This is a genomic window from Streptomyces sp. NBC_00647 (assembly GCF_045207245.1).
In the GTDB taxonomy this organism is placed as follows: Bacteria; Actinomycetota; Actinomycetes; order Streptomycetales; family Streptomycetaceae; genus Streptomyces.
The window spans coordinates 10416186-10428975 of the sequence record NZ_CP109040.1 but is presented as its reverse complement, the minus strand read 5'-3'; the positions used below and the strand labels follow the sequence as shown (position 1 = coordinate 10428975).

The following is a 12790-nucleotide window of genomic DNA, read 5'->3' as shown; positions in this document are numbered from 1 at the left end:
CGCGGCATCAGCCGGCCTGGGAAACGAGGCGGCTGTAGTCCAGGTCCGCCACATCAGTGGCCCGTACGGACACCAGGCTGCCGCCCAGCCTGTCCAGCAGAGCTGCATGGGCATAACCGTAGGCCGCCTCGTGCTGCGGAACGGCCGCTCCAGGCAGCCAGGAAATCAGCACAGTCCTGTTCTGGCGCGTTCCGTCCGCCGTCGCAAAGGCCAGGTCGTAGACGGCAAGCCGGGGTTCGTCGGCGGGCAGAATCAGCAAGAACTCGTCGTGTGTCAGATTGCCTTGGCACTCGACGAGGCAGCTATCCAGACTGTCACTGAGCCGATAGATCACCGTGTTGACTTCCCGCTTCCCCCTCAGCTCCCAAAATGCGCTGACACAGCTCTCGTCCACGGTGATATCGCTGTTCACAAGGCTCCCGCCGGTTCAGATGTGAAGAGGCGCCGACCATGCGGCGGAAGGACGGCACACGGCCCGGTACACCTCCCCCGAGGTACCGGGCCGTACCTCGTCGCCACGGGGGCGCGGATGGGTCTGTCTGTCCCCTTGGGGACAAGGTGCAGTGTCTGTCCGCGGCCGACGTCGTTCCCCTGGAGATCGCGTACAAGGAACCCGAACCCGGATGCGCGACTGCTGAGTACCTGACCTCCCGCTGCCCGGTCAAAGCGCTCTGGCGGGGCCGCGCTACTTCGATACCGCGCGTCCAGGCTGAGGGGCGGGTGGTGAGGCATGGCGCGGACGCCACGACCACAGGCGGCCGCATCGACCGAATACCGCACCCGTCCCACGCAACGACACGGCAATACAGGCCGGCAGCGGGCGGGGCCCGCTACTGGTCGGCGCTGGGGACGGCCAGGGGGTCGCCCGGGGCCCTCTGCTTCGCCTTCTCCATCTGCTCGCCGAGTTCGGTGAGGCGGTTGCGGCCCATGGCCTTGCGGACGTCAGGAAACCACTCCTTTTCCTCTTCCTCGACATGGTGACGCACGTTCTCGATGAGGACCGTCATCTTGGCGTCGAACCGCTCATCGGTGGGATCGAGGTCCTTGAGTTCGGAAAGCATCCACAGCACGACATGGTGCTCCTCGACGCTCTCCAGGACGTGGTCTTTGGTGTCCGGTGCGGCTTCCCGAGCAGCCGGATAGAAGATCTTCTCCTCGATCCAGGTGTGGTTGGTGAGTTCCTCGATCACCTGGTCGGCGATCTTCCGCTTTTCGACGTGGGAGTCCTCGCCGGCCTTCTCGAACTGCTTGAACAGCTTCTCCACCGTCTTGTGGTCTTCCTTGAGCAGTACGATCCCGTCCACCACGTTCTCCTTCGTGTACCTCACCAGGCGGAGCGGCTGTCACCCCGACGCCGTGTACCCGAAGCGGCGGCGGGGACACCGCGCGGCAAAGGTGATGGCCCCAAAAGGCGTACCCCCTACGCCGAACGCGCGAACGCTACGCCTCAGCGTCGCCCCCATTACCGTCTTCGTAGCCCCGCAACGGGATTACCGGGCGAGCACCGCACCCAGGCTCCCCCGACGCAGAGCGGACTCGCCTCTTTGCGATGCTCCGCGACGGCATTTCCGCCCACCCACCAACGCCGATCACCCCTTGCTCAAAGCCATTGCCGCAGAAAGGAGCGGTCAGCGGTGGGGGTGACCCTGCTCGGGGTCGTCGTCAGGAGTACTCCATCCTGCACCGCGCCGTGCAGGGTCGGCCAAGTCCCGGCGTGCCTGTACGGCCCCAGGCGCGGAGGTGGATATCTTGCGCCGGGCGGCGCGCCTGCTGCCGACGACGAACGCCGCCACCAGGACGGCGACTACAGCCACGCCCGCCACTGCCAGCCACAGGGCGCCGACCGAGGAAACGGCCAATATCGTGTGCGCTTCGTCAATCATGAGGGCCGTATACCCCAAATCAACACAAACTTACCCACTACCACCCGGCAGCCTGATCAACGCCGTAGCCAGCAGGGTGTACCTGACGCCTGACCAGGCATGGAGCGTCCTGGAGGCGGTGCGCCAGCGGGCATCGCCGGGTCTGGCATCGCAAACTGAGCCCTACACCCAGCCGCGCGACACCCGGAAATAGGACGAGGACCGCAGCACAGGGCGCTTCGTACGTGTGGGACGGTCACCTGCGGACACCCGCAGGTGAGACTGGTAACGGGGCGACGATTGCTGCCGAGAGGGCGTTCGAGGGTATCGGCGAGGTTGGTGGTCTAAGGGCCGGAGGCGGGTAGGACCTCGGCGGAAGTCGGCGTCAGTCACGGCGTCGCCTCTGTCCTCTCCTCTTCCGGGGAGTGTCCTCCTCGTCCTCCGTATCCTCTTCGCCCTCCGCTCCTTCCTCGTCCTCATCCTCGTGTGCGTCTTCCGCCCCCTCTTCGCCCTCCGGTCCCTCCTCGTCCTGGTATGCGTCCTCCGCCGCTTCTTCGTCCTCGCCCTCGTCCTCGTATGCGGACTCGGCGCCTTCCTCCGCATCGCCTTCGCCCTCACCCTCGGGCTCTTCGCCCTCGGATTCCTCCTGCTCGGCCTCTTCCTCTTCTACGGCGTCCTCGTGGGACACGACGACTTCGCCGTCCCGGATTTCGCCGCGCCACCCCTCGGGTTCTTCATTGGTAAGGGTGACGTATCGCTGGAAGTTCTTGAAGTCCAGTCGCATACGGCGCCCTTGCGCCCGCCAGAGGTTGCCCGTCTTCTCGAAGAAGCCGGACGGGTAGTACTCCACCACCAGGACGACTCGCGTCAGGGTGGGCGCCAGCTCATGGAAACTGACCGCGCCGCGGGTGGTGCCCTTGGCTCCTTCAGAGGTCCACACGATGCGGTCGTCAGGAATCTGCTCCTGGACAGTCGCCTTGAAGCTGCGCGACGAAGGGCCGACTTTGACCTTCCAGTCGCTCCCGACCTCATCGGCCTTCGAGACGTCGCGAACACCCTTGGCAAAGCTGCTGAACTTGTCGTACTGCGTCCAGTAGTCGTACGCATCCCGCAAAGGCACTCCCACATCGAGAACCTCGATGATGTTCATGACCTTGCCGCCACTGGCCTTCCGTTTCCCCTTCCCCTTCCCTCCACCGAAGACCCCTTTGGCCTTCTCCACGACGTTGTCCTTGACACCCTTGGCCTTCTCCGACACGAACGCCTTCACCGGCGAGTCGCCTTGGAGGATGCGGGAGCCGATCGCGGGAAGGGAGCCGCTCTCGGCCGCATCACTGAGCTGCCCGGTGACGTCCGTCAGTTTGTCGCCGGCCTTCTCGGCAAGATTCTCCACCTGCGCGGACAAGAACTTGGTCGCTTCTTCGCGAAGCCGGTCCATACCCGACGCCTGCTCCGCTGGTTGGTCTTGTTCCGTCTTGGTCATGGCGGCCTACCTCCGACGATCGGCGCGCTTGGACGCTGCCCGCTTCGATGACGTCGTCTTCCTGGCCGCGGACTTCTTGGCCGGAGCGGTCTTCTTCGCCGCCGTCTTCCTGCTGGGCGCGGTCTTCTTCGCCGGCGCAGTCTTCTTGGCCGCCCGAGACTTCTCGCTGCCTGCGGCAGCAGCCTTCTCACGTGCCGCTGATGCGGGTGCCTTGCGGGACCGATCCGCTCCCGAACCGCGGCGCCTCCGCGGCGTCGCTTCCGGTTCTTCTTCCTCTGGTTCTTCTTCCTCCTCTTCCTCGTATTCGCCTTCCGGCTCTTCCTCTTCCTCGGCCTGGTCGTCTTCGTACTCCGCCTCAGGCTCTTCCTCTTCCTCCGGCTCTTCCTCTTCTTCCTCTTCCTCGTACTCCGCGTCCTTGTCTTCCGGCGCGTGCTCCTCCTCGTCCCCCTCCCCCTCATCCGCCTTCTCCAAGAGTCGGGCGGTACGGTCGCTGAGGGTGCCGGCGAGCGTGCTCATGCCCTGGTCGGCGGCGGCGGTCATCGCCTTGCGGCCCGCCTCCAGCACTTCCCCGCGCAACTGCTTCTGCAACTCGGCGACCTGCGGAACCTCGCCCAACCTGCGCATCCCTTCGGCGGCAAGCTGACGAGGTTCGAGACCGAATCGCCGACCCGCCAGATACGTCGCAATGGACAGGGCCAACCGGCCCTTCTTGGTGCGGCCCAGCACATAGCCGCCCACTACAGCGGCCGCGAGAACCACCTTTTCCTTGTCATCCATGACTGCGTCACCTTCGATCGCTCGGGGCGCGGAACAGGCCCGTGCGACATGCAGCCGATCGAGCACCCGTTCCTCTTCTCGTTCGAACTCCTCCAAGCTCCTCCAAGCTGATGTCTCCGTCTTCGAGTTCCTGGTTCAGCAGAGCCAGACGGGCCTACAGCACTCCCCGGTCGTGCAGCTGCGTCCTGCGTTCGGCACACATCACTGCACGGGACGGGGCCGTTCGAGACGGACTCAACTCCGATCAGCACGTAAAGAGGTCCGCTCGCAGGCAATGCGCATGCTGCATTCCTGCGTGTGTGTTCTGGCGGAACGCCGTTTGCCGGGGCGTGGTGAGGCCCCCGTGAGTCAGTTGACGCTCTGGTGCGCCAGCAGTTCGCTGGCGATGGCGTCGTCTTGCTGCTCGTACTGAGAGAGGGCCAGACCAAGGCCAAAGAAGGTGGGGGCCCATTCGCCGATGTAGATTCCCCAGCGGTCGGCCCGGGCGATGTCGACGCCGGGTTCTATCTTCAAGGAGCCAGCCCAGGCGACGACGGTGAGGCCTATGGATGCCATGGCGGCCAGGTATGCGTGTTCGCTACGGATACCCATGTCATGCATCTTCTTGATGATCACGATGTGCTCCGTTCACTAGTCCTCTCGACGGACTACCCGGACCACCACGCCCTATTCGCGAAATTAGTCAGACATGCCCTATTGTGCGTAGATCATAGGCTGGCACTCTGCAAGTTCGTTGCGACGCCCTCACGCCCCGCCCTCTCTGGTCCGGAGCCATCTCGTCTCGAGTTCTCGTGCGGGGCGAGAGCTCAGGAGACCACTCAGCCCGCGTCTCCCAGAGGCCCTTCGGGGCATGGCCCGATACAGACGCGGAAGGCCTACAGGTCCGAGGCCGGAAGGTGGCCCAGTCTGAGATCAGCCGGGCTCTCAGTAACTCGCGCGCTCATTTTGCGCGGGATGGTTGACGGATCGAGGACGCAACGGTGCAGTCTGGTGGCACCGTCACCAGGGCCTTGCAGGCAGCGAGCCGGCGATCGTCAATGCGCGTGGTCCGGCATGAGTGTTGAGGCCTGCCGAGAGTGCGGGCCAAGGCCGTTCTGCACCCCTGCCGTTGGCCCCTACGCCGCGCTCCGTCACCGTGGATCAGGTTGCCGTTGAACGCCGCCTGCCCAGGGGTCCGACGCTCCCGGGGACCAGACTTCCGGTCCTCCTCCGTGCCACTCGATCACCGGCAGTTCGGCCACGTCGACCTCGTCCAGGCCCTCCCAGCCCGCCCGTTGCAGCAGCTCGGTCAGTGCACGCAGACTGCGGACCGTGCCTGCAGGCCTTCCATCCACCCACACCGGACGGCCGACACGTCGTGTGGGCGGGTAGACGATCACGGAACGCTCGCTCATGTCCAACACCTCACCCTCCGCCGCCATGCCCCGCGCTCGCAGCAGGCGACGCCACGGGCCGGTGCCCGGGACGCGGAGAGACGTCGCGGCGGGCGGTGGGCTCGCCGGCGGAGTCGTGGTGGAAGACGGGCGCTGCGATGGCTGAGGACTTGGGAGATGCGGCGGCCGCCCGGCGTCCGGGTCCGGACCTCATGGCCGCGGGGTGGGCGGCGGATGCGACGGCTGTCTCGGCCAGGTAGGAGCGGGCGGTGTCGAGGGCGTCAGCGATCTCGCGGGTTCCGGTGGACACGCACAGGGTGTAGGCGAGGTCGCGCAGGCGCTGGCTCGGGGGCGTTCCGCCGGGCGTTTCCTCGGCGAGGAGCGACTCATATTCCGCGACGAGCCGGCGCACAGCGGCGGGGAGGGGCATCAGCATCGGTGCAACTCCTTGGGGCTGAGGCTTCTGGCCTTACGTGAACTGTCATGACAGCGTGTGCGGAACGTGAGGAAGCGGGTCGCGGCGCGCGAGACGTACCTGGTTGCGCCACTCCTGTACCCGGCGGGGCACCCGCACGGCCCACATCCGGTCGCGGAAGTGCCGTTTCACCTCGCCGGTGATGGTCGGTACCGCGTAGGCCTCGAAGGCCCCCCGGCTGGGGTCGAACCGGTCGATGGCCTTGACCAGCCCGAGGGCCGCCACCTGGCGCAGATCTTCGATGTCTTCGCCGCGGTCGCGGAAGCGGCCCGCGATCCGGTGCGCCATGGGCAGCCACAGGGCCACCAGCTTCTCGCGCACGGCGTCCCGTTCCGGCCCCTCGCCTAGGTCCACCAGCCGTGTGAAGAGCGCAGCAGCGTCGGCAGGAGCATCGTCATGGGTGCGGCGCACGGCGGCAGGAGAGGCTGCGGGGGTACCGCCGCCGCGCGAAGGGCCTGCGGTGACCTCAGTGAGCATGGGGGATCGCTCCTGAAAGCCGGGTTCAGGCGGGGCCGGGACCAGGTACCGAGCACGGCCTGAACAGTGCCTGTCATGGATCGCCGCGCGAGAGAGCTGCCTGACCACCGAAGGAACCGCAGCGGGCAGGAGGATTCGAAATCCCCGCAGGGCGTGCGCCTTCGGTCCGAAGCACGAATTCCCGTGTTCCCCCCGGCCGCAACCGTAAACGGCACCTGCCCCTTCCGCGCGGCAAATGACGACCTGGGTTTCTCCCCGGCCTGAAGGCCGGGGTATCCACGGAGGAGTTCCGATGAGCCGGGGTACTCGGCGCGCATGGCGAAATTCAGTCTTTCAGGTCGAAAAGAACAAAACGGTGTCGACGACGTGCCGACGCCCGAGGAGGCCGGACCCGGGCCCGAGGTGGAGGAGCGGGCGCCGGACACGCCGACGCAGCTGCCAAGGCGGGCGTGGCGGAAGGTGTTCACCGGGAGCCTGCGGGAGTTCAAGAAGGACGAGCTGGCCGACCGGGCGGCGGCGCTGACGTACTACGGGGTGCTCGCGCTGTTCCCGGCCCTGCTGGTCCTGGTTTCCCTGCTGGGCATCACCGGAAAGTCGACTGCGGACAAGGTGCTGGACAATCTCAAGCAGCTCACTCCCGGCTCGGCCCGTGACATCCTCACCGGCGCGGTGGAGCAGCTGCAGGGCAACACTGGCCTCGGCTCACTCGTGGCGATCATCGCCCTGGTGGTGGCGGTGTGGTCCGCCTCGGGCTATGTAGCAGCGTTCATCCGTGCCGCCAATGCCATCTACGACATGCCGGAGGGCCGGCCGGTGTGGAAGATCCTGCCGGTGCGTGTCGGTGTGACGGTCGTCCTGATGATTTTGGCGGTGGTCAGTGCGCTGATCGTGGTCTTCACCGGCGGCATCGCCCGCCAGGTGGGCACGGCGCTGGGGGTCGGGGACACAGCGCTGACGGTGTGGTCGATCGCCAAGTGGCCGGTCCTGGTCGTGCTGGTCACGGTGATGATCGCGATCCTGTACTGGGCGTGCCCGAACGCGAAGGTGAAGGGCTTCAAGTGGATCACTCCGGGCAGTTTCCTGGCTCTGGTGATCTGGATGATCGCCTCCGCCGGATTCGCGTTCTACGTGGCCAACTTCGCCTCGTACAACAAAACCTACGGCACGATGGCCGGCGTCATCGTCTTCCTGGTGTGGCTGTGGATCAGCAACCTGGCCATCCTCCTCGGCCTGGAGTTCGACGCCGAGGCGGTACGCCAGCGAGCCATCGCCGGGGGGCTCCCGCCCGAGACCGAGCCCTACACCCAGCCCCGCGACACCCGGAAATGGGACGAGGAAGACCTACGCCGCCTCGACGAAGGTGAAGAATGACCACCAGTGCTGGGCGGGTATATATCGGATCGTCAGGGACATCCGCAGCTCATGAGACTGATAGCGGAGTTGGGTGAAGCGGATCGGCATCTGACGCAGCGGGCCGCCTCCCGCATTCCACCTGCCATCGGCCGGCTGCTGTCGGCGGTCGAGGAGGCGGCGGAGAGCAGCAAGCTGTGGTGCGGCGCGGCGGCAGTGATGAGCGCGTTCGGCGGACGGCGCGGGCGAACGGCCGCAGTCTCGGGGCTTGCGGCGCTCGCCCTGGCGCAGTTGGTGTCCGACGGCATGGGCAAACAGCTGGTCGACCGGCCCCGGCCGCCCAAGGAGTGGATTGAGCACGATGAGGTGGAGGACCGGCCCGACTCCTCTTCCTTCCCCTCGGGCCACACCGCGGCCGCCGTGGCCTTCACCGCCACCGTTGCCCCCACGTGGCCGCTGGCCGGTGCCCTCTGCTCGGTGCCGACTGCGCTGCTGGCTATCGAGCGGGTGCAGTCGGGTGCCCACTACCCCACGGATGTCGCCGCGGGCGCCCTGATCGGCCTGGGCAGCGCCTGGCTCACCCGGCATCTCCCGCTTCTGCTGCGGCAGTGGCTGTAGCAGCCACGTACCACCCCGCAGCGCATCCCCTGTTCGCAGCAGATCGTTTTTCTCCTGAACTCGACGGTTCGGGGTACTCGCGCACCCATTGGACGGCCGGGACCCAGTGAGCACGGTCCGGCCGACAGGAACGAAAGAGAGCGGGAGGTCATCGCGTGTCGAGTACACAACCGCAAGACACCGGCTCGGGCCGGTTTACGAACGGCGTGGGGCACGAGCCGGTGGGCGAGCTGGTGCAGCAGGCCTCGCAGCAGCTGACCGAACTGGTGCGCGGCGAGATGAAGCTGGCGCAGGCGGAGATGCAGGAGAAGGGCAAGCGTTACGGCAAGAGCGGGGGGCTGTTCGGCGGTGCCTCGCTGGCCGGCTTCCTGATGCTGCAGGCACTGGTGGCCACCGTCATCGCAGCCCTGGCCCTGCTGCTGCCGGTGTGGGCCGCGGCTCTCATCGTCACCGCCGTTCTCGGTGTGATAGCCGCCGTCCTGGCCTTGAGCGGGAAGAAGCAGATCGGCAAGGCCGCCCCGCCGACACCCCAGAGCACGATCGAGAACGTCAAGGCCGACGTGGCCGAGATCAAGAGGAGCGCACACCGATGACCCACACGCCCGCCGACCAGCCGAGCGCCCCCAACCCCGAACAGCTCCGCGAACAGATCGAGCAGACCCGCCACGACCTCGGGCAGACCGTCCAGGCCCTCGCGGACAAAACCGACGTCAAGGCCCGCACCCAGCACAAGGCCGGCGAGCTCAAAGAGCAGGCCGTCGTCAAGGCCGACGAGCTCAAGGCTCAAACCGCGAAGGCCACCTCCCAGGTTCAGGACAAGCTGCCCGACCCGGTCAAGGACAAAGCCGCCCAGGCGGCCGGGCAGGTCCGCGCGACGGCAGCCCAGGCCGGACGGATGTGGGAGAAGAAGGCACCCGCACCTCTGCGGCAGAAGGCGGCCCAGTCTGCGCAGCTGGCACGGGGCCACCGCACCGTGCTGCTGGTCGCCGCCGCGGGCGTCACCGTGCTGTGGCTGACCAGCCACCGCCGCAAGAAGGGCTGAGCATCCCAGCCCGCTCCCCTGCTCCGCAGGAGTCCGTTTCCTCCCCGGCCTGAAGGCCGGGGTATCCACGGAGGAGTTCCAATGAAGGCCTCGAAGATCGCCTACAAACCGGTCGGGCTCGCCCTGGCGGAGCCGTCAGCGGCATGATCGCCGGGGCCGCCTTCAAACAGGCGTGGAAGGTGCTCAGCCACGACAAAGACGCCCCCGACGCCACCGACGAGGACCGCGCCTGGAGTGAGGTGCTCCTGGCCGCCACCCTCCAGGGCGCCATCTTCGCGGCGGTCAAAGCCGCCGTCGACCGTGCCGGCGCCGCCACCACGCGCAGCCTGACCGGAACCTGGCCAGGCTGACAAGGCAACGTGGGGGGACGGCGGGACGCGGAGTCCCGGCCCCCACGCCAGCCCCTACTTACGACACGACGCCGTCTTCCCGACCGGCAGCAGGAAGGGAGAGGCCTCCCAGCGGACCGGCATCAGAACCGATCACACTGTGGGACCCGGATGCCCCAGCAGTACGCCCCGCCCCACGCAAGGAGAGCCACCACACAAGCCGCAAAGAACAAGAGGTCCCGCAATGGCGAAGACAGCGAAGCAGCCCCCACAGGGGCCAGGGCCGCGCAAATCCGAGGGAGAGCGTCAGCTGCGCTGGGGCCCGTCCGTGAACGACGAGTCACAACAGCCCAACCCCAGCGCCCACCGCTCCTTCCACCCCGACACATACGCCCCGGAGCCCGACGAGCCCCGCAAGGCGCCTACGAAGGAAGAGAAAGAAGCATCGGGAGCGGGCACGCCCTCAGACAGCCTGACCGCGCGTGCCGAAGACCGGGGAAAGTCCCAGGGCATGCACGACACCGGGCACCACGGATCGTCCCGCCGCCCCAGCGGCAAAAAGGATGCCACCGCCTACACCGGCGTCAACCCTGATGATTCATCTGCCGGGGACGGAAGCCGCTGAGGGGATGTGAACGCCCGCCAGCTGAGCCGTCAACTACCAGCAGGGGCAGTGACATCAGGTCGGCCGTGGGGGCAGTTCCCGCCCGCAGTCGCCTTGGGAACGCGCATCCGGCACAGCAGAGCGCGGGTGAGGCGAGTATCCAGCGTGGTGCGCCAGGTGACGTCGGGATACTGGGACCGCAGATGTGACAGTGCCCTGGTGCCCAGACCGCAGTCGCGGAACGGTTCGTCCAGGACGACGTCGGTGATCACGCCCTCGGCGCACGTGTCGCACGCTCGATAGGTCACCCGTCCGATCACCCTGCGGATGTGCACCAGCAGGAGACACTCCTCACCCGCACCCTCCGGAGACGAAGACAGCAGCAGGTCGACACCGCGGTAGGCCAGCAGCCTGCGATGCCACCGGCCCCGACGCCGTCCGGTGCGCCGGTGCCTCCCCTCGGCCGGCCGTGGTGCGGGGCTTGCCCAAAGCCCGGTTCGAACAAGGGCGTCGCTCCTGGCATACGTCTGATTTGCCTGCATAGCCATCGCGAGTGCCCCCTCACCACCGACGCATGTCACCCCGCCGTAGAACATCACTTCACGCGGGCATGACACCCGGAACGGGAGAGCGAGAGACACCCCGCCATTCGCATGGACTGTCCGAATGCGGGTAGCCGCGGCGTCTCCCAGATGCACGTCTCCCGCCTCCTCAACCGCACCCTCACCAAAACTCCGCGAGGGCATGCTCACCACCCGCTGAACCCAGCTCTCCGCACGGAACGGCGGCGATGGTGGCGACCAAGAGCCGACCTTCCCCAGGTCGCAAGGGCCGCCGAGGGCGCTCTCCGCGGCCCTCGGCGCTGAATACTGCTTGGGCGCTTCTGGTCAACGCCCGCAAAGCTCCCTGTAGGCCCGATCAGCCCTTCCACCGAGCCGCGCCCGAACGTCACTGGCATGTTCACCGGCCGCCCCAACATCAACCCGGCCCTCGGTATCTTGTTCCGCAGGATGCTTCAACGCCTCTCGCTTGTCTGAGCACCGCACCCGTGCGAACCCCGGCCGGGGCCGCTGGACAGCTGCGGGTTTCAGGCGGCGCTGAACTGATGCGCGCGGCCGTCGCGCCACTCCACCCACTGAGGGTCGTCCAGGACAGCCTCGGGATCGGCGACGCCGGCGGCTTCGAGGAAGACGACGAGATCGAGGTCGCTGTACGCGGTGCCCAGGATCTCGTCGCGTCCGTGGCGGTGCACGCTCACTCTCCGACCGCCCGTACGCGAGGGCCGGTGCACGACGATCGGCGCGCGGCTCACGCCTCCAGCCTGCCCCCGTCCCGTTCACGCGGCGAGTCGGCCCCGGCGCTCCGACGGGCCGGGCCGGCGAAGCTGACTGCGAGGTACTGGGTCGCTGGACCGCTGTGTCCGCCGGGTCAGGGTTTGAGGGCTTGGGCGAGGGTGGGGCAGCAGGTGATGATCGTGTCGAGGCCGACGATTTCGACGACCCGTCGGACCGGCTGGCTCAGGGCCGCCATCCGCATCCAGCCGCCCGCCGCGTCGGCATCGCGATGGGCGGCGGCCAGGACACTGATGGCGCTGGAGTCCATGAAGGTGACTGCGCTGAGATCGAGCACGGTCAGCGGCGCGCTGTCTTCCTCTACGCGAAGGGCCTGGCGCAGTGCACCGGCGTTGTCGGCGTCGAGTTCGCCGGCCAGGGCCAGAACGCGGATGCCGTCGGTGATGGTCTGAGTGATCGACAGCCGGGCGGGCTGCTCGGCTGGGTGGTGAATGTCTGCCACGTGCTCTTCAGCAATCCTCGTCGTGCCAGGTCGTCGCCTTCGAGCTGAAGGCCTGTCAAGGTCGGCATCCTACGGGCGCCGCGTCTGTGTGGCTGTGCCACAGGTAACGTCCCGGGCGTGCGTGGGCGGCGCCGTGAGGGGTACCTGGCGGGGACATGGAAGCAGGCGGGAATGGATCAATCACCTGAGGACACCGATGGCGGCCAGTTGGGCGCTTGGTCGGTGATGGAGGCCTCGCTCGCGCTGGACAGCGACGGCTCCCGTATTGCGCAGGCCCGCCACCTCGCGGCCGTCTTCCTCGCCAGGGTGCGGGACGCGCGTGGCATTCCGGTGGTGACGGCCACGGTGGAGATCGTCCAGCTGATCGTCAGTGAACTGGTCACCAACGCCCGCAAGTACGCCCCCGGTCCGGCTCTATTGCATCTGCGGGTCCATGGCAGCGTGCTGCAGGTCGAGCTGTGGGACAGCAGCCCTGTGCTGCCGGCCGCCAAGGCCCCGGACCCCGCCCGCATCGGCTAGCACGGCCTGGAGATCGTCACCGCTCTTGCCCAGTCCGTCACCGTCGAGTCGACATCGGTCGGCAAGCGCGTCATCGCCCACGTCGTC

The 12790-nt window shown here is 67.3% G+C and carries 15 protein-coding genes and 2 pseudogenes; 6 read left to right on the top strand and 11 right to left on the bottom strand.

What is annotated here, in order from left to right:
- Positions 1-7 precede the first annotated feature (7 nt).
- The 9 genes and pseudogenes from OG788_RS45855 to OG788_RS45815 all read right to left on the bottom strand — a co-directional run.
- Positions 8-412, bottom strand: a complete 405-nt coding sequence (locus OG788_RS45855) for a hypothetical protein (RefSeq protein ID WP_406368505.1) — start codon at positions 410-412, stop codon at positions 8-10.
- Between the two features lie 418 nt (positions 413-830).
- Entirely contained in the window at positions 831-1304 is a 474-nt protein-coding gene (locus OG788_RS45850; RefSeq protein ID WP_406368506.1) for a hemerythrin domain-containing protein, read from the bottom strand.
- A 324-nt stretch (positions 1305-1628) separates the two neighbouring features.
- On the bottom strand, positions 1629-1883 hold the full coding sequence (locus OG788_RS45845) for a DUF6479 family protein (RefSeq protein ID WP_406368507.1): 255 nt from the start codon (positions 1881-1883) through the stop codon (positions 1629-1631).
- Between the two features lie 364 nt (positions 1884-2247).
- Positions 2248-3345, bottom strand: coding sequence for an SRPBCC family protein (locus OG788_RS45840; RefSeq protein ID WP_406376628.1), 1098 nt, complete (start codon positions 3343-3345; stop codon positions 2248-2250).
- Between the two features lie 6 nt (positions 3346-3351).
- Positions 3352-4122 carry a histone protein gene (locus OG788_RS45835; protein WP_406368508.1) on the bottom strand — a complete coding sequence of 257 codons (771 nt, stop codon included), beginning with the start codon at positions 4120-4122 and terminating at the stop codon, positions 3352-3354.
- A gap of 348 nt (positions 4123-4470) precedes the next feature.
- Complete coding sequence (locus OG788_RS45830; protein ID WP_406368510.1) at positions 4471-4737, bottom strand: hypothetical protein; 267 nt, start codon at positions 4735-4737, stop codon at positions 4471-4473.
- A gap of 515 nt (positions 4738-5252) precedes the next feature.
- Positions 5253-5516 carry a hypothetical protein gene (locus OG788_RS45825; RefSeq protein WP_406368512.1) on the bottom strand — a complete coding sequence of 88 codons (264 nt, stop codon included), beginning with the start codon at positions 5514-5516 and terminating at the stop codon, positions 5253-5255.
- Between the two features lie 10 nt (positions 5517-5526).
- Entirely contained in the window at positions 5527-5931 is a 405-nt protein-coding gene (locus OG788_RS45820; protein ID WP_406368514.1) for a DUF5133 domain-containing protein, read from the bottom strand.
- Positions 5932-6009: 78 nt separating this feature from the next.
- A pseudogene (locus tag OG788_RS45815) lies at positions 6010-6447 on the bottom strand (sigma-70 family RNA polymerase sigma factor); the annotation flags it as partial.
- 315 nt (positions 6448-6762) lie between these two features.
- Here OG788_RS45815 and OG788_RS45810 point away from each other — a divergent pair.
- From OG788_RS45810 to OG788_RS45790, 5 genes and pseudogenes are all read left to right on the top strand, one after another.
- Complete coding sequence (locus OG788_RS45810) at positions 6763-7818, top strand: YihY/virulence factor BrkB family protein (RefSeq protein ID WP_406368516.1); 1056 nt, start codon at positions 6763-6765, stop codon at positions 7816-7818.
- A 51-nt stretch (positions 7819-7869) separates the two neighbouring features.
- Entirely contained in the window at positions 7870-8415 is a 546-nt protein-coding gene (locus OG788_RS45805) for a phosphatase PAP2 family protein (RefSeq protein ID WP_406368517.1), read from the top strand.
- Between the two features lie 206 nt (positions 8416-8621).
- The gene (locus tag OG788_RS45800; protein ID WP_406368519.1) at positions 8622-9008 is read left to right on the top strand and encodes a phage holin family protein; all 387 of its coding nucleotides are present in this window, start codon (positions 8622-8624) and stop codon (positions 9006-9008) included.
- The gene (locus OG788_RS45795) at positions 9005-9457 is read left to right on the top strand and encodes a DUF3618 domain-containing protein (RefSeq protein WP_406368520.1); all 453 of its coding nucleotides are present in this window, start codon (positions 9005-9007) and stop codon (positions 9455-9457) included. Before OG788_RS45800 ends, OG788_RS45795 begins: the two co-directional genes overlap by 4 nt.
- Positions 9458-9538: 81 nt before the next feature.
- Positions 9539-9807, top strand: a pseudogene (locus OG788_RS45790) (DUF4235 domain-containing protein).
- A 1670-nt stretch (positions 9808-11477) separates the two neighbouring features.
- Here the strand turns inward: OG788_RS45790 and OG788_RS45785 are convergent.
- Complete coding sequence (locus OG788_RS45785; protein WP_406368522.1) at positions 11478-11702, bottom strand: hypothetical protein; 225 nt, start codon at positions 11700-11702, stop codon at positions 11478-11480.
- 116 nt (positions 11703-11818) lie between these two features.
- Positions 11819-12184 carry an STAS domain-containing protein gene (locus OG788_RS45780; RefSeq protein ID WP_406368524.1) on the bottom strand — a complete coding sequence of 122 codons (366 nt, stop codon included), beginning with the start codon at positions 12182-12184 and terminating at the stop codon, positions 11819-11821.
- Between the two features lie 171 nt (positions 12185-12355).
- Here OG788_RS45780 and OG788_RS45775 point away from each other — a divergent pair, with 171 nt between their 5' ends.
- A complete protein-coding gene (locus OG788_RS45775; protein ID WP_406368525.1) occupies positions 12356-12703 on the top strand; it encodes an ATP-binding protein in 348 nt (115 codons plus the stop codon).
- Positions 12704-12790 lie beyond the last annotated feature (87 nt).